This is a genomic window from Anaerobacillus sp. QJM3NY_17 (genome assembly GCF_056173665.1).
In genome coordinates this window covers 4023388-4047654 of record NZ_CM149685.1, presented here as the reverse complement: position 1 = coordinate 4047654, position 24267 = coordinate 4023388, and the positions used below count along the sequence as shown (strand labels likewise).

The following is a 24267-nucleotide window of genomic DNA, read 5'->3' as shown; positions in this document are numbered from 1 at the left end:
CATGCTAAGCGTACATTCTGTTACAGGAGGATACCCCGGTCACGACGTACTTGATGACATTTCGTTTGATGTGAATCAAGGTGAGCTTCTCGGGATCGTTGGACCAAACGGAAGCGGCAAAACGACTATTTTTAAAATGGTTAGCGGCATTCTAAAAGCAAAGTCCGGCTCGATCTTGCTTAAAGATAAGCCGCTCTCAAGCTACTCAGCGAAACAGCTAGCGCGCGTGCTCGCGGTTCTTCCACAGCATGCGGATCAGGCTTTTCCTTATACCGTTAAAGAAACCGTTTCGCTCGGACGCTACGCCCATCAGACGGGATGGTTTCAAATGTGGAGCGAGCATGACGAGGCGGTTGTACAGCGTACAATGGAGCAAACGGGAATCGCCGCCTTCGCGGATAACTACGTGAACGAACTCTCAGGCGGTGAGCGTCAGCGCGTCTTTCTCGCACAGGCGCTTGCGCAGGAACCCGAGATTCTCTTATTAGACGAGCCGACGAACCACCTCGACCTTTCTTATCAAAAAGAACTGCTCGATCTCTTAAAAAAATGGACGCGCGAACAGGGGCTAACAGTGATTTCGATTTTTCACGACTTGAATCTGGCAGGTCTGTACTGTGACCGCCTGCTTCTTCTTGAAAATGGGAAAATCAACATGCACAACAAGCCAAATGACGTCCTAAACGAACAGCGCATTCAATCGGTTTATCGCACAAAAATTGAAAAGCATCCGCATCCGACCGTGCCAAAGCCACAAATGCTGTTATTGCCAGAAAAACAGGCAGAGGATCAAAGCGATCTTACCATTGATGAGCGCTACCTTAAGCGGTCAGATAACATGATCACGCTCACGACACCATTTCCGCTTCGCACGATGTCTTCGGGTGTTGTAGGATCTGGAACTGGCTGGTATCGCACGTTCGTCAACCGCCACGTCCCTAAAAGCTACAGCTGTTCAGATCATAAAGAAGAAATGGCGACGTTTTTAGAGGAGCACGGCATCGATCCGACAGAAACAGTTGGCATGATGACGGCCGTTCGATTAGAGGATGTCTCTTACCGCTTAGTAGAAGATGAAGGCGTTTCGGTATTTGTCGTTGTAACGGCAGGCGTTGGAAACGCCGTCGATGCATCGAAAAGCGCAGAGCACGTATACGAGCCGCTCCCTGGAACGATCAACACGTGGATTTTCGTAAACGGAACGCTCACAGATGAAGCGTTCATCCAAAGCATCATGACCGCAACGGAAGCAAAAGTTAAGGTCATGCACGACCAGCAAGTAAAAGACTCGGTGACAGGCACCATAGCAACAGGTACTTCTACAGACAGCATTCTGGTCGCCGCGACACAGCGTGGACAGCATCAGGCATACGCGGGCACGATTACAACGCTCGGAAAATTGATTAGCCTCGCCGTTTACAACTGTACGACAGAGGCACTTGAAAAGTACCGTACGAGGCTCTCGCTATGATCATGTATCACCTTCTTGCGATTAGCCTCGCTTTTTTTCTAGATCTGCTGATTGGCGATCCACCAAAATGGCCGCATCCAGTGAAGTGGTTTGGCTCACTTATCAGCTTTCTCGACAAACGCTGGAACTATGGTGCGAACCGCAAACAAAAAGGTGCCCTCATGACGCTCACCGTTCTTGTCGTCGTGATCACTCTAACCGGTTTGACCGTTTTTCTTGCTTACACCCTTCACCCGCTTGTGGGGATTTTCTTTGAAGGCATTCTCATCGCAACTACGATTTCGCAGAAAAGTTTGCGCCAGGCGGCACTGGACGTATATAAGCCGCTCCAGCAAGGTGATATGACAGAGGCGCGACGCAAGCTTTCCTGGATCGTTGGACGTGATACAGATCATCTCGATGAAAGTGAAATCGTGCGAGGCACTGTTGAAACGGTCGCTGAGAACACTAGCGACGGCATTACGGCACCGCTATTCTGGGCGCTTATCGGCGGTAGCGTTGGGGCGGTGGCCTACCGAGCGATTAACACGTGTGATTCAATGGTTGGCTATCGAAACGAAAAATACGAAGCATTTGGCTATGCCTCTGCGAAGCTTGATGACGCTGTGAACTGGATTCCAAGTCGCATCACAGGCTGCTGCATGATGCTTTCCAAAAAGCCGGAGCATACCGCAAGAAGCCGCGCCTGGCACGTTCTATTTCGCGATGCAAAACAGCATCCGAGTCCAAACAGCGGGTGGGGAGAAGCGGCAACGGCAGCGCTTCTCGGCGTGCAGCTTGGCGGGGTGAACACATATAAAGGCATCGTCTCAAACCGTGCGCTTATCGGTGATCCCATTATTAAGCTAAGCGCCATACATATTCCAAAAGCGATTGCGATCATGAATCGCACGAGCATTCTTTTTCTATTTATCTTATGGATCGGAGGGCTTTTCATTGCTACCATCACACGGCTCTAATCCGCACTATTTATATGAATCGCTGAGTATCGCACAGCCTGAGGAGACGCTCGATTTCAGCGCAAACCTAAATCCAATCGGTCCTCCAAAGGCGCTGATCGAAAAGTGGCCTGACGCTTTCAACCTCATCACAACATACCCTGACCCCCACGCGTCCTCGCTAACGAAAAAGCTTGCAGCAATGCACGATACGGAAGAAAGTCACGTTCTCGTAGGTAATGGTGGTGCTGAGCTGATTACGCTCGTCGGCCGTTTTCTTTTTCATAAACGAGTTTGCATCGTGCAGCCGGCTTTTTCAGAATATGAAGAAGCGTGCCGTAGTGCAGGATGCGAAATCACTTACCATATGCTTGAAGAGGGATGGCGTCTTGACCCAAATCCTCTTATTGAAAAAATGAATCACCTTGACGCCATTTTCCTCTGTACACCAAATAACCCAACTGGTGTTTCATACGATGCTGAATCAGTCAGAACCTTGATTGCTGAAGCGGATAAAAGAGCTTGCTATTTGATCATCGATGAAGCCTTCGCTGACTTTTTACAAAAAGAGCCCTGTTATACCGTAGAGATCTTGACAAATAAGCGCTTGATTATTCTGCGCTCGTTAACGAAAATGTTCGCCATTCCAGGCTTACGTCTAGGTTATATGATGGCGCATCCTGAAGTGATTCGCACAGTTAAAAAGCTCAAGCCACACTGGAGCGTTAACGCTTTGGCGCTTATGGCGGGGGAGATTTGTATCGAAGAACAGGCGTATATGACGCTAACGCGAAAGTTTATCGAGGAGGAGCGGGAGAAACTCCAGACTTTTTTTGAAAAGCATCGCTATATCTACTCACGATCAAGCGTGAATTTTTATTTGCTAAAAGATCCTGAACAAATTGATCAAGCGCCGCTTCTACTTTACTTAATGAAAAACGGCATCGTCCCAAGGCATACGGAGAATTTTCCGGGTCTTAACGGGCGATGGCTCAGATTTGCGATTCGAACTTCCGATGAAAACGACCGACTCATGGAGGTGCTAGCATCATGGCGACGCTGATCTTCATAACCGGAGGCGTGAGGAGCGGGAAAAGTCGTTTTGCGGAAAAGCGAGCAGCTTCGGTCCGGACAGAAAACAGTACGCTTCATTACATCGCCTGCGGTCAGGCAAGTGACGTAGAGATGGAAGCGCGAATACGCCGTCACCAGCAGGATAGGGAAAAAGCCATCGTTCCATGGCAAACAGTTGAATGCCCAAAGGATGTAGGAAGCGCCACCGCGCAGCTTGGGGCAAACGCGGTTGTTTTGCTTGATTGCGTAACGACGCTTCTATCTAATGAATTGTTTCAAAACGGAGACTGGTCAAACGCCATTTTTCAGGAACAGACGAAACAGAAAATTCAGCTTGATATCGAAAAACTTAACGAAAGCTCAGAAGCCCTCGTCATTGTTAGCAATGAACTTGGGCATGAACCGTTAGAAGGGGAACTTGTCTCCGTTTATGCGCGATTGCTTGGTGAGATTCATCAGTGGATTGTTAGCCAAGCGGACGAAGCTTATCTGATTGAAATGGGCCTGCCGCAGGTTATGAAGGGAGACGGAATCACATGAAGGGTGTCATGATTCAAGGCACGGCATCAGACGTTGGCAAAAGCTTGATCGTGACGGCCCTCTGCCGTCTTCTTGCAAACGAAGGCTATGCCGTCGCTCCGTTTAAATCACAAAACATGTCGAACAATTCTTACGTAACAATGGAAGGAAAAGAGATCGGACGGGCACAGGGCGCGCAGGCAGAAGCGGCTAGAACCGAAGCGAGCGTCTGGATGAATCCGATCTTATTAAAACCAAGATCCGATCAGCATGCGGAAGTGATTCAGTTCGGAACCTCTTACCGTACGCTCTCGGGTAAAGATTACCGAGAATCGTACTACGAGATGGGCATAGAAAGCATTGAGCGTGCGCTCGATCACCTGCAGCAAAACTATGATGTGGTTGTGATGGAAGGAGCGGGCAGCCCGGTTGAAGTCAATTTAAAAGATCGCGAGCTCGTGAACATGAAAGTGGCTGAAATGGCCGATGTACCTGTCATTCTTGTGGCGGATATCGATCGCGGCGGCGTGTTTGCAAGCATCGTCGGCACGCTTGAGCTCCTGGATGCTCACGAGCGGAAGCGGGTAAAAGGCATCATCATTAACAAATTTCGTGGCGATCCAGCGCTCTTCGAAGATGGTATTACATGGCTTGAAGAGCGAACCGGTCTACCAATGATCGGCGTCCTTCCTTACGTAGAGCATCATGTGGAAGGGGAGGATTCTCTCTCGCTTACCGATCGATTTACACAGAAAAAGGGTGCGGTTGAAATCGTGGTGCTTCAGCTTCCCTATATTTCAAACTATAGCGATATGGAGCCGTTTAACGATGAGGACGTCACAGTTCGCTGGGTGCAGCACTCGGATGAAGTTGGCGAGCCAGATGCAGTCATTATTCCTGGAACGAAAAGTACCATCCGTGATTTGGATTGGTTGAAGGATCGAGGTTTTGACGACGTGTTACAAAGCTACATAGCACGCGGCGGAAGCGTTATTGGCATATGCGGTGGCTATCAAATGCTAACGGAGACGCTGATGGATCCTTATGGCGCAGATACAGGGGAGCCTGGGAAAACGGTTGAAGGAATGGGGCTCATTCCCGCGCAAACGTCGTTTCATAAAGAAAAAACTACCGTACGAGCAAGCGGTTCACTGCATTCAGCTACTAATCTAGCAATGACAATCGAAGGCTACGAAATTCATCTAGGGGAAACACGTTTTGCTCATACATCAAAACCTTTTCTCCAGATCGAGGGTCGGCCTGAAGGCTACTATGGCGAAGAAGGTCGTGTGATTGGCACGTATTTGCATCATCTTTTTCATAATGATGAATGGCGAACCGAGTGGCTGAACCGTCTGCGAAAGCGGAAAGGCTTACCGCAACAAGAGCTGATCAACCGTGCGAGTATGAAAGAGAAAACGTACGATCATCTCGCCAACCAGCTGAAGCCACACTTGAACTGGGAGCTTATGAAAAGCATCATGTTTCAGCGTGAGCGACAATGAGTTGGTGGCAGGGATTTCTTATTAATGTGCAATTTTTTACCGTTATCCCGGTGCGACGCGAACTTCCAATGGAGCGGGAGCCGTTAACGCGCTCGATTCAAACGTTTCCGATTCTTGGGCTGCTTCAAGGTATGCTATCGGCAGCGCTTCTTTACGGGCTCATCGAATGGACGCCTTTTTCGTCGCTAGCGATTGCGTTCATTACATGGGTGTTTCTGATGGCGCTAACGGGCGGTCTTCATCTTGACGGCTGGATGGATGCGAGCGATGCGTTTTTCTCGTATCGCGATTTAGGGAAACGTCTTGAGATTATGAAGGATCCACGGACAGGGGCTTTCGGCGTGCTTTCGGTGATTGTGCTTCTCTCGGCAAGGTTTCTTTTTCTTTATGAAATCATTCAAATGGCGACGTTCAGCTCGTATCTCCTCATTGCGTCCATACCCTTTTTAAGCAAAAGTGTGATGGGGTACTTCTTGCTAAGCATTAAGCCTTCGAAACAAGAGGGGCTTGCTTACTTTTTTCAGAAATCGATTCAGCGATCAAGCTTATGGATTTATCCGATTTATTGGCTCACGCTCATTGGAATGATGGTGCTACTCTCACCGGAGGTTTTTCTAGGCATGCTGTTGTTAAGTGCAATGACAGTTCTTTTTGCGACCGCGATGAGAAGAAAGATACTTAGGTGGTTTAACGGCGTAACCGGAGATGTGCTCGGCGCGAGCGTTGAAGGAATGGAGGTGATCTTATGGATGAGCGTGTGGCTATTACATTATTTCGTCATGGGATAACGGATGATAACAAGCGCGGTGCTTATATTGGCTGGACAGATACACCGCTTAATGAAGCCGCAGAACTTGCTACAGTCGACGCTGATCAGTACGATCTTATTTTCATGAGCGACTTGCAGCGATGCATGCAAACAGCGAAACGCCTCTTTCCGAATCGGAAAAGAATTCCCGTGCCTCTGTTGCGGGAAATCCTGTTTGGGGAATGGGAAGGAAAAACGTATGCCGACCTTGAACATGATATCCAATACAGAAGCTGGATTGATGATCCATTCGTCATGTCTCCACCTGGAGGTGAGAGCTTCGCTCAATTTGGTCAGCGAATTGAGGAAGGGTTTAAATCGGTAATCGAACAAGTTATTGAATCACCAAATCAAAGAGGCATCGTGATTACACACGGAGGCGTTATTCGCTATTTGCTTACCAAGTATGCCCCAGATAAGCGTTCGTTTTGGGAATGGAAAGTTCCCCACGGTTCAGGAATCGAGCTTGAATGGAAACGAGATGATTTAAGGAGGGATATGCGATGCACTTCGTTACAGGAGGTGCCTATAACGGCAAATCGAAATGGGTGAAAACGTTCTACGGATTAACGGAGGATCACTGCTGGAGATCCGCTTATGACCAAATGAAAATCCCGCTTAATGTAAGCCGCTTTTACGGAGATGTCGTTGTTCTTGAAGGTGTAGAACAGTGGATTAAAGGACTTACGGCTGACTCGGGACATGAAGAATGCCGGGCAATCTGGCAGTCGCTACTAGGCATCTGGCGCTCGTGGGAAAGTGAGCAACATGAGCGGACGGTCGTGATCATAGGCGCGGATATTACTAAAGGAATTGTACCAATGGAAAAAGAAGAGCGTGAATGGCGTGATTTAACAGGATGGGCGTACCAGGATTTAGCGGCCATAGCGGACCGTGTTGATGTGATCTGGTACGGACTCAATCAGCAGCTAAAATAATCGAGGGGGAATAGGGATGAGAATTTATACACGAACAGGTGACGAGGGAAAAACGAGCATTATCGGGGGAAGAGTCGATAAAGACGATGTACGAGTAGAAGCTTACGGTACGGTAGATGAAGCGAATGGCTTTGTTGGACAGGCGATCGTTGAATTAAGCGAGCTTGGCTCAGATCAATTTACGGATCTTCTAGAAGATTTGGAGAAAATTCAGCACGAGCTTTTTGACTGTGGCGGCGACCTTGCGAACGTCTCACCAAAACGAGAAATGAAGCTAATGGAAGAGTCGATTACGTACCTTGAAGGACGCATCGATGAATTTATTGAAGAAGCGCCGGCGCTTGAGAAATTCATCTTACCGGGTGGAAGCAAGCCGTCCGCAACGATTCATATCGCTCGCACAATCACACGTCGCGCCGAGCGCCACGTTGTTACGTTAAATAAAGTAGAAGAAAACATTCCACCCGTCCCAATGAAATACTTAAACCGCCTATCAGATTACTTTTTCGCCCTTGCTCGCGTGATCAATTTCCGTTTGAACGTAAAAGACGTGGAGTACGCAAGAAGCGCAAAAGTGTTCCGCGGCGGCAAGCGTAAAGGAGAGTAGGCATGTCGGGGAAACGCGCAAGCCTTCTCGCCATGTTCGTTGCACTATCCGTTGTTGGCGCGCTTATTAAAATCCCATCCGTCATCGGAAGCGTTGCGCTCGATGCGTTTCCGGCGCTCGTAGCCGCCGTTCTTCTCGGAAGCAGGAGCGGTGCGCTGATCGCAGGATTCGGTCATATACTATCTGCGCTTATTGTCGGATTTCCGCTCGGTCCCATGCATCTACTAATCGCGGCAGAAATGGCAGCGCTCGTTTGGCTTTTCGGTGCGCTTTATGAGAAAAGTAAACGAAAAATAGCTGTTGGACTCTTTTTAGTAGGAAACGGAGTTATTGCTCCACTACCGTTTCTTTTTATGCTCGGCACGGGCTTTTACATGGCGATTATGCCAGGGCTAGTTGTTGCGTCAGCGATCAATCTCGTACTTGCGATGGCTCTCATCCCGCGGTTAGCAACGATTTTTGAGAAAAAAGGACTTGCGAGCTTATGAGAGATGGTACGATGATTCCGCTTGATAACGGATACCTCGTGATCACAAGCGATAACAGCGGAGGCATTGGAGAGAAAGAGCATGATATCGTGAACGTGCCATATGATGTGCTTTCTTACTTCGCTTTTCGCGTTGCGGTAATGGAAAATATCGCACATGGAGCAACGCCACTTTCCGTCGTTTTACATAACTTCTGCGGCGGCGCAAAGTGGGAGGAGCTTGTGGGCGGCATCGAGCGAGGAAAAAGAGAATTAGGCATGAACGAGCTTACGATCACAGGAAGCTCCGAAACAAATATGCCTCTCCTTCAATCAGCGCTTGGCGTTGTGGTAATTGGAAGGAAGCAACGTAACGAACTTCAGGAAGTATCGCTAAGTGATGGTATCCGATTCGCCGTAGTCGGTAAACCGCTCGTTGGCGATGAAGTGATGAACGAGCCGAATGCGATAGCACCACTTGATCTGTTTCAGTGGGTGAGTGAACAGGAAGGCGTTCGAGCTGTATTGCCTGTTGGATCGAAAGGGATATTGTATGAGTTAAATGAGCTTCTGGCTGAAGATGAAGTGACGGCTGAAAAGATACAGGTAGAGCTAGATGTTCATAAATCATCAGGACCTTCTACTTGTTTTATAGTTACTTATGGAGAAGAAGTAGAGGAGCTACTACGTGATCGAGCGGGTAACTTGTTTCATGTAGTAGAAATAAGAAGGGGTCAGGCACGTGCCTGACCCCTTTAAAATACAAAAGCTATCTGAAGTCCATTAAACGTGGACTTCAGATAGCTTATTTTTATATAAATTTGAAAATTTGGAATTAATTTAATATTAAGGTAATATGTACAATATCTTAAATGTTAGAAGGGAGTATATCGATGGCAAATTTATTTAAGAACCTAGAGTTGCTTTACCCGAAGCTCGTTGAGTTAAGAAGAGATTTTCACATGTATCCTGAGGTTTCTCTACAAGAAATAGAAACGCCGAAAAAAATTGTTAATTATTTAGAAAACCTCGACGTAGAGGTGAGAACTGGAGTTGGGGGGAACGGTGTCGTTGGGACGATTCGCGGGGGGAAACCTGGAAAGACGATAGCATTACGAGCTGATTTTGACGCTTTACCAATACAAGATCAAAAGAAAGTGCCTTACAAATCAAAAATTCCTGGAGTGATGCATGCGTGTGGTCATGACCTACATACCGCAGCGCTTCTTGGTGTTGCTAATGTGTTAAGTCAGGTAAAGGATGATATAGAAGGTGACGTGGTTCTTATCCATCAGTTTGCCGAAGAAGTGGCTCCTGGAGGAGCAGAAGCCATGATTCGTGATGGGTGTTTGGATGGAGTAGATGAAATATATGGAGCTCACGTTTGGGCTGATGATCCGATCGGTCATTTACTTTTTCATGATGGATACACGATGGCAGCTGCCGATACATTTGATATCACAATATCTGGGAAGGGTGGGCATGGTGCCATGCCTCATCAAACGGTAGACCCAATTGTCATTGCAAGTCATGTCATCCTTAGTTTGCAACAAATTGCGAGCAGAATCACAGATCCATTGAAATCAGTTGTTGTGACGGTAGGGTCTATACATAGCGGTGATGCTCATAATGTTATCGCTGATCAGGCAATTATAAAAGGAACAGTCCGCACTTTCGATAATGAAGTTCGAGATAGAGCTGAAAGCATGATTTCGCAATTAAGTAATATGACTTGTAAAGCTTATGGTGCAGAAGCAGAAGTGCATTATAATCGGGGACATATGGCTCTCAAGAATCATAAAGACCAAACAGAAAAAGCCTCGTCATTAGCAAGATCGCTTTTCGGTGCCAAGAATGTGTTCGACAAAGAACCAATAATGGGAGCGGAAGATTTCTCTTTCTATCTTAATGAGGTCCCGGGAACTTTCTTTTTTGTTGGAGGAAGAAATCCTGAAATTAACGCGGTCTATCCTCATCACCATCCCAACTTTGATGTAGATGAGCGAGCCATTCTGAATATAGGGAAAATGTTCCTATCACTTGTTCACCCTGAAGCAGTTCCGCTCCTTTCTGTAAAAACGGATCAATCAATTAATAATTAAATTCTATGGAGGTGTCTGTTTGAAGCGACTCATGATTCTGACCTTAACTCTCGTTCTTGGTATAAGTCTTGTCGGGTGTTCGTCTAATGCTAATAGCGGTTCCGAAAGTAATAAGCAAACTACAATGATTTTCGGAAGAGGTGGAGATTCTGTATCCCTGGATCCAGCTGTTGTAACAGATGGCGAATCGTTCAAAGTTGCAGAAAATATCTATGATACTATTGTTCAATTTGGGGATATGGATACAGAAGTTCACCCGGCTCTTGCATCTGATTGGGAAGTTTCTGAAGATGGTCGGCAGTATACGTTCACTTTGGAAGAAGATGTAGTTTTCCATGATGGAACAGCATTTAATGCAGATGCTGTTGTTTACAATTTTGAAAGGTGGATGAGTCCCAAAGAGGATCAGGCGGAACCCTTTGCTTTCTATCGTTCGATGTTCGGAGGGTTTAAAGGAGATGAAGATCATATCATCAAGGATGTGAAAGCAATTGATGAATACACAGTTGAGATCGATTTAAAAAGACCACAAGCTCCATTTTTGAAAAACTTATCGATGACGCCTTTCTCTATCGCTAGTCCAAAAGCACTAAAAGCAAGTGGAAGTGACTATGGAAAGCAACCAGTCGGAACGGGTCCTTTCGTCTTTAAAGAGTGGAAACGAAATGACAAAATAGTTTTAGAGAAAAACAATGATTATTGGATAGACGATTATCCCAAATTGGAACAGGTGATTTTTAAATCGATTCCAGACAATGCCGCTCGATTGAATGCATTAAAAACGGGGGAAATTGATATGATGGATGGAGTTATGCCAAGTGATGTTCCGCAAATTGAAGACAATTCGGATCTCACAACATTTACTAGACCATCAATGAATATTGGATATTTGGGATTGAATGTCACCCGGGGCCCTCTGAAAAGTAAAAAAGTGAGACAGGCATTAAATCATGCTGTTGATAAAGAAGCTATCATCAAAGCCTTTTATCAAGGACAAGCTGAGCCAGCTAAAAACCCGATTCCTTCATCTATCCAGGGATATAATGAGGACATTACACAATATGATTATGACCTCGATAAATCCAGGACCCTACTTGAAGAAGCGGGATATGCTGATGGGTTTGAGATGGAACTATGGGCAATGCCAGTATCACGCCCGTACATGCCTGATGGGCAAAAAGTAGCAGAAGCCATCCAATCTAACTTCAAAGAAATAGGAGTAGAAACGACGATTAAAACCTATGAATGGGCAGCTTATGTCGAGAAAGTCATAGGAGGAGAAGCAGATTCCTTCCTCCTTGGGTGGACTGCTCAAAATGGTGATGCAGATAATGTGTTGTATACTCTCCTTGATAAAGAAATGGTAGGAAGCAGTAACTCTTCTCGCTATGAAAGCGAAGAATTGCATAATCTTCTCGTAGAAGCTCAGTCTACAGTCGAACAGGAAGAAAGAAATGAGCTTTACAAAAAAGCTCTCGAAGTTATCCATGAAGACGCACCGTGGATTCCACTTGTTCACTCAACTCCAGTAGTAGCAGGGAAAGATAATATAAAGAAATTTAACCCCCATCCTAACTCGAGTGTAGAGATGTTGAAAGTAGAGTTTGAGCAATAGTTTTGTGAGGGGTCAGGCACGTGCCTAACCCCACATACAAACAAAAACCGCGCATTGTCCGCCTGAGGCAGACAATGCGCGGTTTTCTATCTATTGAACTACTCTTTAAAATGTTTTCATACGATTTTCTCTCTCATACTTCTTCTCAAGCTCTGTTAATGTGAGGCTATGAAGTTGAGTAAGGTCTTCTCGATTGTGTGGTGAATTTAGTAACTTACGAATTAGGTAGGTTCGACGATCAATCATGCCTTTACGGAGTTGAACTCCCATGAACACAACCTCCTTCCTTTACTATCATGCTGACTCTAGCATAACGCGTTTTGCTTCTTTTGTGTGTTAAGAAATTGTGAAGAAATTAACAAAGAATGTGTGAAAGGAGGGAGAAGTGGAGCGATGTGCGGTGAAGGGGGTCAGGCGCGCGCCTGACCCCCTTCACATACAAAAAAGAAACAAAGTCCACTCCACACGGACATTCAAATGAGCTATACTCCATGTTTCTTTAAAATTTAAGCTAACCCGATTTGGATTCAGAAAAGGTTAAGAAGAAATATGCAACTAAGGTCTTTATTTTCTGAAAAATCACAAAAAACATTGCGTGTAGAAAAAATGTGTTTTATAATAACTAAGGTAAGCGCTTTCTTTTACTTTTTTAGGAAGGAGACTTGATTTGTGGATTTGAAAATAAGTGATAAGTCATGATGATGTCGCCGTTTTCACTGAGTTTTGTTTTCCAGGGGAAAAGTGCATTAATTATAAGGCGAACAATCATGGTACATTAATTTCGTTAATAAGGTAAGCGCTTTCCTTGTGAAGCTTATAAACATGTTATAAGTAGATTGGTTTAATTTATTTGCTCTATTACGCAAATCAACAAAATTACTTGGAACGGAGGTCTACGCCTATGATGTGGGTGATTGTTAGTAGTTTTCTTGTTTATACGGGTTTTGTCGCCTGGCTTTCTTGGTATAAGACGAGAGAAACAGACTTAACAAGTTCCGATGGTTATTTTCTGGCTGGTCGAAGTTTAACGGGTATTGTTATTGCAGGATCACTTATTTTAACGAACCTCTCAACAGAGCAAATGGTAGGACTGAATGGACAGGGGTTTGGTGAATCAATGGTCGTAATGGCGTGGGAAGTAACCTCGCCTATAGCGCTTATATTCATGGCTTTTATCTTCCTTCCAAGGTATTTAAAAGCAGGAATATCCACGATCCCTGACTTTCTGGAACAGCGGTATGATCTTCGAACGCGACAAATTGTTTCGATTCTATTTCTTCTTGGATATGCGGTTGCTTATTTACCTACCGTCCTCTATTCTGGTGCACTTGTATTAGATAGTATTTTCTCGCTGTCAACCATTAGCGGGACGAGCCAGTTTACAACCGTCATGATCGTTGCTTTTGCGATCGGAATTATTGGCTGCTGCTATGTCATCTTTGGTGGGTTACGAGCTTGTGCCATTAGCGATACGATCAATGGTGTTGGGCTAATTATAGGAGGATTTCTGATTCCCTTTCTTGCATTAGTTGCTCTTGGAGGCGGCAATCTTGTTGATGGAGTAGATAAACTACTTCATGCCAATCCTGCCAAGCTAAATGCGATTGGAAATCATGAATCGTCTGTTCCGTGGACGGTGCTTTTAACGGGTCTTCTTTTTAATAACCTTTTCTATTGGTGTACCAACCAGGCAATTATTCAACGGACGTTAGGAGCAAAGAATCTCGCAGAAGGACAAAAGGGAGTTTTGTACGCAGGCTTCTTTAAAATATTTGGTGCCTTCTTTTTAGTTTTACCTGGGATCATTGCTTTCTTACTTTACGGAGAAGGTGGACTTAAGAACGCTGATATGGCGTATCCGTCATTAGTGACAGATGTTCTTCCCCTGGCGCTATCTGGGTTTTTAGCTGCCGTTCTATTCGGAGCAATTTTAAGTTCTTTTAATGGAGCATTAAATAGCTCTATTACTCTTTTTACTTTGGACATTTATCGTCCAATTTTCAAACCCAATGCAAAGGAACGAGAGCTTGTTAAAGTGGGAAGGATTTTTGCCGGTGGACTTGCAGCGGTTGCCGTAATTGTGGCGCCGTTCATTATCTTTGCTCCTTCGGGTTTGTACTATTATCTTCAGGAAATGTTTGGTTTTTACAATATACCGATTATCGCCATGGTACTTGTAGGCTTCTTTAGTAAACATGTACCGTCAAGTGCACCAAAAATAACGATTCTAGTTCATATAGTCGTTTATGCTCTATCAAAGGTGTTGCTTGGCCACGTGAATTTTCTGTACGTTCTTTCCGTTCTGTTCCCACTCAACATTTTTGTTATGGTGCTAGTTGGTAAGCTTCGACCGAGAACGACAGCTTACGAATTATATGATTCTAAAAAAGTCGATCTCACACCATGGAAGCACGCCAGGATTTTCTCGATTTTTATCCTAGTACTGATGATCGGTGTTTATGCTTTCTTCTCTCCAATAGGAGTGGCAGAAGCTAGTACCGAATATTCACCAATGTCACTTGTTTTCATGCTTGGAACGTTAGTTTTAATAAGTGGAGTGATCTGGTTCTGGCGAAGTACGACATTGAAACAAAGGAAACAGGAAGCAGAGCGATCGAAGTTTAACCAGGCTCTAAAACAATCATCACTATAAAGAAAGGGGATTTTACATGTCAAAAGTAACTGCAGGTATTATCGGAGGTGGCCGCATCGGTCAATTACATGCTGATAACTTAATTCAATCACCTTACTATCAGTTGAGAAGTATTTCAGATATTCATATCTCACACCTTGAGGGGACGGTATATGATAAGGAAGCAATCATTACAACTAACCCTAATGACCTCTTTTTAGACCCTGAAATCGACGCTATTTTTATTTGCTCATCAACAGATACGCATGTTGATTTTATTAAACGAGCTGCACAAGCAGGAAAGCACGTCTTTTGCGAAAAGCCAGTCAGTTTTCAAATTGAAGAAACGCGTGAAGCTCTTCAAGTTGTTAAAGACGCTGGGATCAATTTTCAAGTTGGCTTCAATCGTCGCTATGATAAGCATTTTAGGAAAGTATTTGAAACAGTTCGTTCCGGTACAATTGGTGAACCGCACGTGATCAAAGTAACTTCTCGAGATCCTGAAGCACCACCAGAAGCTTATATCCAGCGATCCGGCGGTATGTTCATGGATATGACCATTCATGATTTTGATATGATTCGTTATTTATCTGGAAAAGAAGTTGTAGATGTCACAGTGAAAGCAGCCAATCTAATTGATGAGAAATTCAAACGAAACGACGATGTCGATACAGCCATCATCACGCTAACTTTTGAAGACGGTAGTCTTGGAGTAATAGACAATAGTCGTCAGGCGGCTTATGGATATGATCAACGAATCGAAGTTTTTGGAGATAAAGGCGTTGTTTCTGCTGAGAATGAACAAAATACGACCGTGAAAATTAGCACGAGAGAATCGGTGACAAGTGATCATCCTAAATACTTTTTCCTTGATCGCTATAAAGAAGCTTATGTAGAAGAAGTGAGGGATTTTGCTTTATCTATATTGGAACAAAAGCCTTTAACGTGCAGTGGATATGACGGGTTACAGGCTGAAAATCTTGCGCTCGCTGCCCGCTTATCGTGGCAAGAGGGTCGAACGGTTACACTTTCTGAGCTAATTCCAGTAAAAATAGATTGAATTTTTAAACATCATGTTGTAGACTCGAATATAGACAAGGTAAGCGCTTACCTTAATTATTGTGAAGGAGGAAGTTGATCATGTCTCAATTGCTTATCAAACCTAACCAGGCAACTGAAGAAGGCAACATACTTAGAGTAACTCCTGAATCAGCGGGGTGGGAGTATGTGGGCTTTGAAGTCTACTCGTTAGAAAAGGGGAGTACGCTAAAGCAGAACACAAACAATCAAGAAGTTTGTCTAGTTTTGCTAAGCGGAAAAGCAGATGTCCAAACGAATAAAGAAAAATTCGTGAACATCGGAAAGCGTATGAGTGTATTCGAAAAAATTCCACCATATTCCGTTTATATACCAAACGATGATCATTATGAAGTAACTGCTTTAAGTGATATGAAACTTGCCGTTTGTTCTGCCCCCGGTAGAGGATCTTATCAAGCAAGACTAATTGCTCCAGACGATGTTGGCGTAGAAGATCGAGGACATGGAAAGATGTCTCGTAAAATTCACAATATCTTACCAGAGCAAAAAGAGGCGGACAGTCTACTTGTGGTAGAAGTATATACACCTGATGGAAACACTTCAAGCTACCCACCTCATAAGCATGATCGCGATCATTTACCATATGAATCCTATCTTGAGGAGACATACTACCATGAACTTAATCCACCTCAAGGTTTCGTGTTCCAACGAGTTTATAACGACAATCGGAGTTTAAATGAAACACTGAGCGTTGAGAATGGAAATGTCGTTCTAGTTCCGGAAGGGTATCATCCCGTCTCATCAATTCCAGGATATGAATCCTATTATTTAAATGTAATGGCTGGCCCCAAAAGAACCTGGAAATTCCATAACGACCCGGATCATGAATGGCTATTTGAAAATGTAATGAAGTAATGCCTTTAAGGTAAGCGCTTAACCTAACTGGGATGGAGGAAAACGAATGTATCACCTTGATTTCAAAAAAGATCGCCCTATTGATTTAATCGGACTTGGAAGACTGTGCATTGATTTGAACGCAAATGAAATCAATCGACCGATGGAAGAAACTTATTCTTTTACGAAATACGTCGGAGGTTCACCAGCAAATATTGCTATTGGAGCAGCGCGACTTGGCTTGAACAGCGGATTTATTGGGAAAGTCTCAAGTGATCAAATGGGAAACTATATCGTTGATTATCTTGAAAGGAACAAAATAGATACGTCAAGTGTCGTGAAGGACCAGACAGGAGCAGTAACGGGTCTTGCCTTTACTGAAATTAAAAGTCCCGAGGAATGTAGCATCCTCATGTACCGTGATAATGTAGCCGATTTAAAACTTGAAACAACAGATATTTCAGAAGACTACATTAGGGAGTCCAAATCACTTCTGATTTCAGGAACTGCCCTTTCCCAAAGTCCTTCAAGAGAAGCTGTTTTTCTTGCTCTTGAATACGCACGCAAACATGACGTCATCGTGATCTTTGATATTGATTATCGTCCTTACAGCTGGAATTCAGCCAAAGAGACAGCCATCTATTATAATCTTGCTGCTGAAAAGTGTGATGTGATTATCGGAACAAGAGAAGAGTTTAATATGATGGAACAATTTGAGAAAGAGGATAAAAATGATCAACGTACCGCTCAAAAATGGTTCGATCATCATGCGGAAGTCGTCGTAATTAAGCATGGTGGGGAAGGTTCGATCGCTTATTCCAAAGACGGTAGTGCACATCGTGGCGGGATTTTTAAAACAAAAGTTCTGAAAACATTCGGTGCTGGTGATTCTTATGCTTCTGCATTTATATATGGATTACTTAATCACTGGGATTTATCTGAAGCGATGAAATATGGAAGCGCTTCAGCAAGCATTGTTATCTCAAAACACAGCTGTTCGGAAGCAATGCCAACGAGTGAAGAAGTTGATGAAAAAATTCGCACATCAGAATTTCAACCAGTCTAAATTTAGGAGGAAATAATATGACAAAAACAGCGGTAAAAACAATTCAAAACTATGTAGGTGGAGAATGGATTGATTCGAAAACGAAGGAATATCAGCCGGTATATAATCCGGCAACAGGAGAAGTCATTGCTGAAGTTCCGATTTCCACAAAGGAAGACCTTGATCATGCAGTAGCGACTGCGAAGGAAGCATTCAAAACATGGAGTGAAGTCCCGGTACCTCGTCGTGCACGAATTCTATTTAAGTACCAGCAGCTCCTCGTCGATAACTGGGATCAGCTTGCTGAGTTAATTACAATTGAAAACGGAAAAAATGTGAAAGAAGCAAAGGGAGAAGTGCAACGTGGCATTGAGTGTGTGGAATTTGCTGCAGGTGCTCCGACATTAACAATGGGCTCACAGCTTCCGTCAATTGCAACAGGGTTAGAGTCAGGTGTTTACCGTTATCCAATTGGGGTTGTTGGTGGCATTACACCATTTAATTTCCCAATGATGGTCCCATGCTGGATGTTTCCGATGGCTATCGCAACTGGAAATACCTTCATTATGAAGCCATCAGAACGCACGCCTCTCCTTGCTAATCGTCTGGCGGAGCTTCTTGAAGAAGCAGGGCTTCCGAAAGGCGTATTTAATATTGTGCATGGCGCTCATGATGTGGTGAACGGTCTTCTTGAACATAAACAAGTAAAAGCGATTTCGTTCGTCGGTTCTCAACCAGTGGCAGAATACGTGTACAAAAAAGGAACAGAAAACCTTAAGCGTGTTCAAGCGCTAGCAGGTGCTAAAAACCATTCGATTATTCTTGAAGATGCTAATTTAGAAAATGCAGCAACGCAGGTGTTAAATGCCGCTTTCGGTTCGGCTGGTGAGCGTTGCATGGCTTGCTCGGTTGTGGCTGTAGAAGAAAGTGTAGCTGATCAGTTTATCGAAACGCTCGTTCAGAAGTCGAACGAAATAAAAATTGGGAATGGCCTGGAGGACGATGTTTTCCTTGGACCAGTCATTCGTGATCAGCACAAAGAACGGACGCTTCAATACATTGAAACAGGTGAAAATGAAGGAGCGAAACTGATTCGCGATGGTCGTAAGGATCAGGATATTCAGCGAGAAGGTTATTTTGTTGGACCGACCATTTTTGATAATGTGACGAGCGAAATGAAAATTTGGCAGGATGAAATATTTGCTCCGGTTCTTTCGATTTCTCGTGTGAAAAATCTAGAAGAAGCGGTAGAGCTAACAAATCAATCCCGCTTCGCTAACGGAGCTTGCCTGTTCACAAACCACGGCGGTAAAGTACGTACATTCCGTGAAACGATTGATGCAGGTATGCTTGGAATTAACATTGGCGTGCCGGCCCCGATGGCCTTCTTCCCATTCTCTGGGTGGAAAGATTCGTTCTATGGTGATCTTCATGCTAACGGTTCTGACGGAGTGGAATTCTACACGCGCAAAAAAGTAGTTACAACACGCTGGGTATAAAAAGAATAGCCGGATAGGTGCAAACCGTCCGGCTTTATTCCTTGATGAAGGGTTATCCATTATTAAGTTAATTTTTTCTTTATTTTCATGGAGGTGATCATTTGAGAATGACAATGGCTCAAGCACTCATAAAATTTTTAAATCAACAGTATATGGATCGAGACGGAGAGGAGCAGAAGCTCTTCAAAGGGATTTTTACCATCTTTGGACACGGCAATGTTCTTGGACTTGGTCAGGCTCTAGAAGAAGATTCTGGGGATCTAGAAGTTTATCAAGGGCGTAACGAACAGGGAATGGCGCATGCAGCGACAGCATTTGGGAAACAGAAACGTCAAAAGCAACTGATCGCATGTACCTCATCAGTGGGTCCAGGTGCAGCGAATATGATCACAGCTGCCGCTACTGCTACTGCTAATAATGTTCCTTTGCTTCTTCTACCAGGAGACACTTTTGCTTCGCGTCAGCCAGATCCGGTATTACAGCAGGTTGAACAAACACATGATGCAAGCATCACGACGAATGATGCCTATCGTCCTGTGAGCAAATATTGGGATAGAATTACGAGGCCAGAACAGCTGATGACTGCGATGTTAAACGCCATGCGTGTCTTAACAAACCCTGCAGACACAGGTGCTGTTACGATTGCTCTTCCTCAAGATGTTCAGGGGGAAGCATATGATTATCCGGAGAGCTTCTTTAAGAAAAGGGTACATCGTTTAAATAGAAAACAGCCAAGTGAAACAGAACTAAATGAAGCTGTTCAATTGATTCGTTCAAAAAAGAAGCCCCTTATTATTTGTGGTGGTGGTGTCCGCTATTCTGAAGCAGGCGATACATTAAAAGCATTTGCAGAAAAGTATCACATTCCTTTTGCTGAAACACAGGCAGGGAAAAGCGCTGTAGAAAGCACCCATTCTTACAATCTTGGTGGAGTAGGTGTAACAGGGAACAAAGCAGCAAATGATTTGGCGAGAGAAGCAGATCTTGTCATAGGAGTAGGTACACGTTTTTCTGATTTTACAACGTCATCCAAACAGCTTTTCCAACATACCGATGTTTCCTTTTTAAATATTAATCTATCAGATTATCATGCAAATAAATTCGATGCGACAACTTTAGTGGCGGATGCCAAAACGGCCCTTAAAGCATTAGATGATCATCTTGGCACTTATTTCACTACTTATGGAAATCAGATTGAGCAAGCGAAAGCAGAGTGGCAAGATGAACTTGAGCGATTATATAAGACGAACTATGAAGACGAAAACTATCAACCTGAAATTGAGAGTCAACTTGATTTATCCGAGTATCAACAAGTTCTTAAGTCTTCACTTACACAGACAGCAGTTCTAGGAGAGGTTAACCGTTCTATTGCTGAAAATGCGATTGTTGTAGGTGCAGCAGGTAGTTTGCCAGGAGATCTCCAGCGCATGTGGGTGACTCATACCCCGAACACGTACCATATGGAATATGGTTATTCTTGTATGGGATATGAGATTGCAGGAGCACTTGGAGCAAAAATGGCAGCTCCAGATCAGGAAGTGTATGCCATGGTTGGAGACGGAAGCTACATGATGCTCCACTCCGAGCTAGTTACTAGCATACAAGAAGGGCTTAAAATTAACGTCATTCTTTTTGATAACGCCGGGTTTGGCTGTATTAATAACTTGCAGATGGGTAACGGCATGGGGAGCTTTGGGACTGAGTTTCGAAAGCGGGACAATCAGCAGTTAACTGGTGAGTTAATGCCAATTGATTTTGCGAAAAGTGCGAGCGGATATGGGGTGAAAACCTATTCTGTTCGAACAATGGATGAACTTCAAAATGCGATAGAAGATGCGAAGGAACAGAACGTATCAACGCTTATTGACATTAAAGTTTTGCCTAAGACGATGACGGATGGCTATGGATCATGGTGGCACGTTGGCGTAGCTGAAACGTCGAAGAAGGAAGCGATCCAACAAGCTTATAAAGAAAAGGAAAAACAGTTAGAAATCGCACGTCGCTATTAAGGGGGAAATCATGTTTCGTGAAAACAGTGTAAAGCTAGGCATTGCGCCAATTGGATGGACAAATGATGATATGCCGGAGCTTGGGAAAGAAATTACATTTGAACAATGCGTCAGTGAAATGGCGTTAGCGGGTTTTTCTGGAACGGAGATTGGCAATAAATATCCTAGAGATCCGCATGTATTAAAGCGAGCTTTATCCATACGAAATATCGAAATTGTAAGCGCGTGGTTCAGTGCTTACCTCACAACAAAACCATATGAAATAACGGAAAAATCCTTCCTTGAGCATCGCGATTTTCTTCATGAAATGGGAGCAAAGGTAATCGTCGTATCAGAACAAGGAAAAAGCATTCAGGGTCAGGACATTCCGCTCTTTGAGTATAAGCCGTCTTTTTCAGATCAAGAATGGGAACGACTTGCTTCAGGTCTTGATCGGCTCGGGGAACTGGCACATGAGAAGGGGATGAAGCTTGTTTTTCATCATCACATGGGAACAGGTATTCAGACAGCGGATGAAATCAATAGACTGATGGAGATGACTGATCCTGAGAAAGTTCATCTTCTTTATGATACAGGTCATTTGTATTTTTCAGATGAAAACCCGCTTGACGTGTTGAAGAAATTTCAGCATCGCGTTCATCATGTTCATCTGAAAGATGTGCGCAATCCGATCGCCAATCGCGTGAAAGAAGAAAAGCTCAGCTTTCTCCAGGCAGTGAAAGAAGGAGTATTTACCGTTCCAGGTAACGGTGATATTGATTTTGAACCGGTTCTGAAAAGCATTGGCGAATCAGATTATACAGGCTGGCTTCTCGTCGAGGCAGAGCAAGATCCTGCAATTGCCAATCCATTTGAATACGCTCTTATGGCGCGCCAGTATTTGAAAGAAACTGCAGGAGTGTAAGGGGGATCATATGGAAAAAGTAAAAGTTGGCATCGTAGGGCTCGGACGACTTGGCAGACAACACGCAGAAAATTTAGCTTTTCGCATTCCTCATTGTGAGTTAACCGCCATCTGCAGTGTGGTTGAAGAAGAAGTGTGGGAAGTTCAATCTAAATGGAAGATTCCATATGGCTACACCACCTATGAAGAAATGCTCAAGAACAAAGAGCTGGATGCGATCTTTATTGCGTCTCCATCTGGGTTTCATTGCAACCAGATCCAGTTAGCACTTGAGGCCGGCTTTCACGTATTCAGTGAGAAACCATTGGGATTATACTTAGAAGAAGCAATTGACGTTGAAAAAGCTGTAAAAGCACACCCAAATCAAGTGTTTATGCTTGGATTTATGCGTCGCTATGATAAATCGTATTTGGCTGCTAAAGAAAAGATCGATCGCGGTGAGATTGGAGATCCGATTTTTATTCGCTGCTACGGTCTTGATCCAGCTGCTAAAATAGAAAGTTTCCTTCAATTTGCTGAAGCTAACTATAGCGGAGGACTATTTCTAGATATGGCGATTCATGACCTTGACCTCGCACGGTGGTATCTTGGAACAGAAGGGAAAGAAGTTTGGGCGATTGGCGGAGGCTATGAGCGAAAAGAATTCGATGCCCTTCAAGATGCTGAAACAGGTGCTGCCATGGTTCGATTTGAGAACAACGCAATTGGTGTTTTTCTAGCTGGGCGGAATTGTGCTCATGGTTATCATATCGAAACCGAAATTATTGGGACGAAGGGAAGCCTTCGAATAGGAACCGTCCCTGAACGTAATCAAGTGGTTCTCTTTAACGAGTTGGGAGCGGTACAAGAGTGCGTTGATGGTTTTCTTGAACGTTTCGAGCAGGCATATCGTAGTGAGGTAGAAGAATTTATATCTTGTATTCTCGAAGGTCGAAAGCCAAGTGTGACAGTTCAAGATGGCGTAGAATCCACAAGGCTTGGCTATGCTTGTAAGGAATCCTTTGAGAAGCGTGAACTTGTTAAAAATAAGGCGCATACAGGTATCGTTTAAGCAGGCTGAGCGTTCAGCCTGCTTTTCGCATAGCTTTTCCAAGAAGCCAAACACACTACATAAATGGTATGATGAAAAATAGAAGAACAGTGAAGTTTGGAAAGAAAGGAGGGGAACTGATGAAAGCCACAATCTATGATGTAGCGAAAGCAGCAGGTGTCTCAATTGCAACGGTTTCTAAGGTTATTAACCATACCGGTAAAATTAGTGAAGCGACGCGTGTAAAAGTACTTGAGACGATGAAGGAGCTAAACTATCATCCAAGCGTAGTAGCCTCTGCTTTAACAGGAAAACGAACCGAAACTCTAGGGCTCTTGGTGCCGGACATTTCAAATCCATTCTTTTCAGAAATGGCAAGAACGATAGAGGATCGCGCTCATGATCGAGGAATGAGCGTCATTATGTGTAGCACCGATGATCAAGCAGAGAAAGAAAAGAAATACATTGAGCTTTTACAGCGGAAACAGGTAGATGGTTTAATTATCGCCTCTGGATTTCGAGACAAAAGTTTATTAGATGAATTAAAGAGAAATAAGGTGCCGCTGGCTATGCTATCTTTTGATGACCCTTCCCTTGATGTAACCACGGTATCCGTCGATGACTACAAAGGCGGATATGAAGCCGCTTCACATCTCATATCACTTGGTCACCGTAATATAGCCATTATCGGTGAAGACGTGCATAGTAGTAGAATGAGAATTTTTGGGTATCGAGATGCATTTGAAGCTTTTGGAGTACCATGTTTAGAAGAGAATACGCTAAGAACAACGGCTTCTCTCGAAAATGGTGCAAAGTGCGTTAAAGAGTTGCTTCAGCGTGACCATCCTCCGACAGCGATCTTCGCATGCAATGACCTCATTGCTATTGGAGCGATTCAGGGAGCAAGGGAATTGGGAATTAAGGTGCCTTCTGATTTATCAATAGTTGGTTTCGATAACACTATTTTAGCAACGACAACCGTGCCGGCCCTTACAACAATTTCTCAACCTATTGAGGAAATGGGGCGTAAGATTGTTGATGTGTTGATTGAGGAAATACATAAACGAGTTGTTATAAGAGAAAGAGTTCTCTTTAAGCCGTCACTCATTGTAAGAGGTACTACGACTGCTTTCAAAGAAGAGATCAATGAAGGGGGGCAGGCGCGCGCCTGAC

General features: G+C 44.1%; 23 protein-coding genes. 22 read left to right on the top strand and 1 reads right to left on the bottom strand.

Annotated elements, in window-relative coordinates; genetic code table 11:
- Position 1: 1 nt before the first annotated feature.
- From AC0VYV_RS20665 to AC0VYV_RS20605, 13 genes are all read left to right on the top strand, one after another.
- The gene (locus AC0VYV_RS20665) at positions 2-1471 is read left to right on the top strand and encodes an adenosylcobinamide amidohydrolase (protein WP_475374237.1); all 1470 of its coding nucleotides are present in this window, start codon (positions 2-4) and stop codon (positions 1469-1471) included.
- Entirely contained in the window at positions 1468-2430 is a 963-nt protein-coding gene (gene cbiB, locus AC0VYV_RS20660; RefSeq protein WP_475374236.1) for an adenosylcobinamide-phosphate synthase CbiB, read from the top strand. Before AC0VYV_RS20665 ends, cbiB begins: the two co-directional genes overlap by 4 nt.
- Complete coding sequence (gene cobD / locus AC0VYV_RS20655) at positions 2408-3472, top strand: threonine-phosphate decarboxylase CobD (RefSeq protein WP_475374235.1); 1065 nt, start codon at positions 2408-2410, stop codon at positions 3470-3472. Before cbiB ends, cobD begins: the two co-directional genes overlap by 23 nt.
- Positions 3460-4023 carry a bifunctional adenosylcobinamide kinase/adenosylcobinamide-phosphate guanylyltransferase gene (locus AC0VYV_RS20650; protein WP_475374234.1) on the top strand — a complete coding sequence of 188 codons (564 nt, stop codon included), beginning with the start codon at positions 3460-3462 and terminating at the stop codon, positions 4021-4023. The genes cobD and AC0VYV_RS20650 overlap by 13 nt, the downstream gene beginning before the upstream one ends.
- Positions 4020-5507, top strand: a complete 1488-nt coding sequence (locus tag AC0VYV_RS20645; protein WP_475374233.1) for a cobyric acid synthase — start codon at positions 4020-4022, stop codon at positions 5505-5507. Before AC0VYV_RS20650 ends, AC0VYV_RS20645 begins: the two co-directional genes overlap by 4 nt.
- Positions 5504-6295 carry an adenosylcobinamide-GDP ribazoletransferase gene (gene cobS, locus AC0VYV_RS20640; protein ID WP_475374232.1) on the top strand — a complete coding sequence of 264 codons (792 nt, stop codon included), beginning with the start codon at positions 5504-5506 and terminating at the stop codon, positions 6293-6295. The genes AC0VYV_RS20645 and cobS overlap by 4 nt, the downstream gene beginning before the upstream one ends.
- Complete coding sequence (locus tag AC0VYV_RS20635; protein WP_475374231.1) at positions 6253-6867, top strand: histidine phosphatase family protein; 615 nt, start codon at positions 6253-6255, stop codon at positions 6865-6867. The genes cobS and AC0VYV_RS20635 overlap by 43 nt, the downstream gene beginning before the upstream one ends.
- A complete protein-coding gene (locus AC0VYV_RS20630; RefSeq protein ID WP_194218468.1) occupies positions 6819-7253 on the top strand; it encodes a bifunctional adenosylcobinamide kinase/adenosylcobinamide-phosphate guanylyltransferase in 435 nt (144 codons plus the stop codon). The genes AC0VYV_RS20635 and AC0VYV_RS20630 overlap by 49 nt, the downstream gene beginning before the upstream one ends.
- A 16-nt stretch (positions 7254-7269) precedes the next feature.
- The gene (locus AC0VYV_RS20625; protein WP_194218469.1) at positions 7270-7860 is read left to right on the top strand and encodes a cob(I)yrinic acid a,c-diamide adenosyltransferase; all 591 of its coding nucleotides are present in this window, start codon (positions 7270-7272) and stop codon (positions 7858-7860) included.
- A gap of 2 nt (positions 7861-7862) precedes the next feature.
- On the top strand, positions 7863-8348 hold the full coding sequence (locus AC0VYV_RS20620) for an ECF transporter S component (RefSeq protein ID WP_475374230.1): 486 nt from the start codon (positions 7863-7865) through the stop codon (positions 8346-8348).
- Positions 8345-9076: an ATP-binding protein gene (locus AC0VYV_RS20615; RefSeq protein WP_475374229.1), complete on the top strand. Its 732-nt coding sequence runs from the start codon at positions 8345-8347 to the stop codon at positions 9074-9076. Before AC0VYV_RS20620 ends, AC0VYV_RS20615 begins: the two co-directional genes overlap by 4 nt.
- 143 nt (positions 9077-9219) lie before the next feature.
- Positions 9220-10428: a M20 metallopeptidase family protein gene (locus AC0VYV_RS20610; RefSeq protein WP_475374228.1), complete on the top strand. Its 1209-nt coding sequence runs from the start codon at positions 9220-9222 to the stop codon at positions 10426-10428.
- Between the two features lie 31 nt (positions 10429-10459).
- The gene (locus tag AC0VYV_RS20605; RefSeq protein ID WP_475374907.1) at positions 10460-12043 is read left to right on the top strand and encodes an ABC transporter substrate-binding protein; all 1584 of its coding nucleotides are present in this window, start codon (positions 10460-10462) and stop codon (positions 12041-12043) included.
- Between the two features lie 105 nt (positions 12044-12148).
- Here AC0VYV_RS20605 and AC0VYV_RS20600 read toward each other — a convergent pair whose 3' ends face one another.
- Positions 12149-12313, bottom strand: coding sequence for a Fur-regulated basic protein FbpA (locus tag AC0VYV_RS20600; RefSeq protein WP_475374227.1), 165 nt, complete (start codon positions 12311-12313; stop codon positions 12149-12151).
- A 631-nt stretch (positions 12314-12944) separates the two neighbouring features.
- Between AC0VYV_RS20600 and AC0VYV_RS20595 the strand changes: the two genes are divergently transcribed.
- From AC0VYV_RS20595 to AC0VYV_RS20555, 9 genes are all read left to right on the top strand, one after another.
- Positions 12945-14696 carry a solute:sodium symporter family transporter gene (locus AC0VYV_RS20595; protein WP_475374226.1) on the top strand — a complete coding sequence of 584 codons (1752 nt, stop codon included), beginning with the start codon at positions 12945-12947 and terminating at the stop codon, positions 14694-14696.
- Between the two features lie 16 nt (positions 14697-14712).
- The gene (gene iolG, locus AC0VYV_RS20590) at positions 14713-15735 is read left to right on the top strand and encodes an inositol 2-dehydrogenase (RefSeq protein ID WP_475374225.1); all 1023 of its coding nucleotides are present in this window, start codon (positions 14713-14715) and stop codon (positions 15733-15735) included.
- An 80-nt stretch (positions 15736-15815) separates the two neighbouring features.
- Positions 15816-16628: a 5-deoxy-glucuronate isomerase gene (gene iolB / locus AC0VYV_RS20585; RefSeq protein WP_475368142.1), complete on the top strand. Its 813-nt coding sequence runs from the start codon at positions 15816-15818 to the stop codon at positions 16626-16628.
- A gap of 46 nt (positions 16629-16674) precedes the next feature.
- Positions 16675-17673 carry a 5-dehydro-2-deoxygluconokinase gene (iolC, locus tag AC0VYV_RS20580; RefSeq protein WP_475368141.1) on the top strand — a complete coding sequence of 333 codons (999 nt, stop codon included), beginning with the start codon at positions 16675-16677 and terminating at the stop codon, positions 17671-17673.
- Positions 17674-17690: 17 nt separating this feature from the next.
- Positions 17691-19151: a CoA-acylating methylmalonate-semialdehyde dehydrogenase gene (locus AC0VYV_RS20575; protein WP_475368140.1), complete on the top strand. Its 1461-nt coding sequence runs from the start codon at positions 17691-17693 to the stop codon at positions 19149-19151.
- Between the two features lie 107 nt (positions 19152-19258).
- The gene (gene iolD, locus AC0VYV_RS20570; protein ID WP_475369080.1) at positions 19259-21160 is read left to right on the top strand and encodes a 3D-(3,5/4)-trihydroxycyclohexane-1,2-dione acylhydrolase (decyclizing); all 1902 of its coding nucleotides are present in this window, start codon (positions 19259-19261) and stop codon (positions 21158-21160) included.
- Positions 21161-21170: 10 nt separating this feature from the next.
- Complete coding sequence (gene iolE, locus AC0VYV_RS20565; protein WP_475374224.1) at positions 21171-22064, top strand: myo-inosose-2 dehydratase; 894 nt, start codon at positions 21171-21173, stop codon at positions 22062-22064.
- Between the two features lie 10 nt (positions 22065-22074).
- On the top strand, positions 22075-23115 hold the full coding sequence (locus AC0VYV_RS20560; protein ID WP_475374223.1) for a Gfo/Idh/MocA family protein: 1041 nt from the start codon (positions 22075-22077) through the stop codon (positions 23113-23115).
- Between the two features lie 119 nt (positions 23116-23234).
- Positions 23235-24266 (top strand): LacI family DNA-binding transcriptional regulator, encoded by a 1032-nt coding sequence (locus tag AC0VYV_RS20555; protein ID WP_475374222.1) that lies wholly within the window; start codon positions 23235-23237, stop codon positions 24264-24266.
- Position 24267 lies beyond the last annotated feature (1 nt).

What these genes read in the sequence shown, in the direction of transcription:
- AC0VYV_RS20665 (WP_475374237.1), top strand. Translation starts at nt 2, where the DNA reads ATGCTAAGCGTACATTCTGTTACAGGAGGATACCCCGGTCACGACGTA.
- cbiB (WP_475374236.1), top strand. Translation starts at nt 1,468, where the DNA reads ATGATCATGTATCACCTTCTTGCGATTAGCCTCGCTTTTTTTCTAGAT.
- AC0VYV_RS20650 (WP_475374234.1), top strand. Translation starts at nt 3,460, where the DNA reads ATGGCGACGCTGATCTTCATAACCGGAGGCGTGAGGAGCGGGAAAAGT.
- AC0VYV_RS20645 (WP_475374233.1), top strand. Translation starts at nt 4,020, where the DNA reads ATGAAGGGTGTCATGATTCAAGGCACGGCATCAGACGTTGGCAAAAGC.
- cobS (WP_475374232.1), top strand. Translation starts at nt 5,504, where the DNA reads ATGAGTTGGTGGCAGGGATTTCTTATTAATGTGCAATTTTTTACCGTT.
- AC0VYV_RS20635 (WP_475374231.1), top strand. Translation starts at nt 6,253, where the DNA reads ATGGATGAGCGTGTGGCTATTACATTATTTCGTCATGGGATAACGGAT.
- AC0VYV_RS20630 (WP_194218468.1), top strand. Translation starts at nt 6,819, where the DNA reads ATGCACTTCGTTACAGGAGGTGCCTATAACGGCAAATCGAAATGGGTG.
- AC0VYV_RS20625 (WP_194218469.1), top strand. Translation starts at nt 7,270, where the DNA reads ATGAGAATTTATACACGAACAGGTGACGAGGGAAAAACGAGCATTATC.
- AC0VYV_RS20620 (WP_475374230.1), top strand. Translation starts at nt 7,863, where the DNA reads ATGTCGGGGAAACGCGCAAGCCTTCTCGCCATGTTCGTTGCACTATCC.
- AC0VYV_RS20615 (WP_475374229.1), top strand. Translation starts at nt 8,345, where the DNA reads ATGAGAGATGGTACGATGATTCCGCTTGATAACGGATACCTCGTGATC.
- AC0VYV_RS20610 (WP_475374228.1), top strand. Translation starts at nt 9,220, where the DNA reads ATGGCAAATTTATTTAAGAACCTAGAGTTGCTTTACCCGAAGCTCGTT.
- AC0VYV_RS20605 (WP_475374907.1), top strand. Translation starts at nt 10,460, where the DNA reads ATGATTCTGACCTTAACTCTCGTTCTTGGTATAAGTCTTGTCGGGTGT.
- AC0VYV_RS20600 (WP_475374227.1), bottom strand. Translation starts at nt 12,313, where the DNA reads ATGGGAGTTCAACTCCGTAAAGGCATGATTGATCGTCGAACCTACCTA.
- AC0VYV_RS20595 (WP_475374226.1), top strand. Translation starts at nt 12,945, where the DNA reads ATGATGTGGGTGATTGTTAGTAGTTTTCTTGTTTATACGGGTTTTGTC.
- iolG (WP_475374225.1), top strand. Translation starts at nt 14,713, where the DNA reads ATGTCAAAAGTAACTGCAGGTATTATCGGAGGTGGCCGCATCGGTCAA.
- iolB (WP_475368142.1), top strand. Translation starts at nt 15,816, where the DNA reads ATGTCTCAATTGCTTATCAAACCTAACCAGGCAACTGAAGAAGGCAAC.
- iolC (WP_475368141.1), top strand. Translation starts at nt 16,675, where the DNA reads ATGTATCACCTTGATTTCAAAAAAGATCGCCCTATTGATTTAATCGGA.
- AC0VYV_RS20575 (WP_475368140.1), top strand. Translation starts at nt 17,691, where the DNA reads ATGACAAAAACAGCGGTAAAAACAATTCAAAACTATGTAGGTGGAGAA.
- iolD (WP_475369080.1), top strand. Translation starts at nt 19,259, where the DNA reads ATGACAATGGCTCAAGCACTCATAAAATTTTTAAATCAACAGTATATG.
- iolE (WP_475374224.1), top strand. Translation starts at nt 21,171, where the DNA reads ATGTTTCGTGAAAACAGTGTAAAGCTAGGCATTGCGCCAATTGGATGG.
- AC0VYV_RS20560 (WP_475374223.1), top strand. Translation starts at nt 22,075, where the DNA reads ATGGAAAAAGTAAAAGTTGGCATCGTAGGGCTCGGACGACTTGGCAGA.
- AC0VYV_RS20555 (WP_475374222.1), top strand. Translation starts at nt 23,235, where the DNA reads ATGAAAGCCACAATCTATGATGTAGCGAAAGCAGCAGGTGTCTCAATT.